This is a genomic window from Kocuria sabuli, assembly GCF_040981185.1.
Lineage (GTDB): Bacteria > Actinomycetota > Actinomycetes > Actinomycetales > Micrococcaceae > Kocuria > Kocuria sabuli.
Window position 1 is genome coordinate 1 of sequence record NZ_JAVHZE010000107.1, and the last position, 539, is coordinate 539.

1 pseudogene is annotated in these 539 nt (G+C 40.3%); it reads right to left on the reverse strand.

The features are described from left to right. Positions 1-539, reverse strand: a pseudogene (locus RE027_RS18145) (ATP-dependent nuclease); the annotation flags it as partial.

The following is a 539-nucleotide window of genomic DNA, read 5'->3' on the forward strand; positions in this document are numbered from 1 at the left end:
TTCTGACACCATTCGTATAATTGATGATTCACCTGCTCCGAAATGGAATTCTGAATAACGGCTACCATTATTGTTGCCTACAAAAAACTTCTCATCATGACCGATATCAGTAACATTAAATGCAGAAACATCCTTTCCTAAGATATGTTCAATCTGCTTAGCAACTCCTGCACTCAGGGTGGATAAACTCCCTGTGTGTTGGTAAGAGGATCGAGTTAATTTTTTATATTTTGTTTTTTCACCAGCAGGAACAGTACGTTCGATACCAAAGAAATACACATCCCTTGATACAACTTCATCCCTCGCCCATTTGGCGCTCCTAAAACTACTGGTTCTACGGACTGTTTGTCTTGGATTTACACTTTTGTCTATAATTTCGTACTCAACCTTCCATCCTGCCATGCTTTCATCACCAATTGCACTTTTGGGGAAGAAAACACTAGGTTTAATTTCTTTATAAGCACACCCCGCAACACCGAGGACAGAAGATTTACCACTGCCATTAGGGCCGACTAAAGCTGTAACCGGAAATTCAAAAG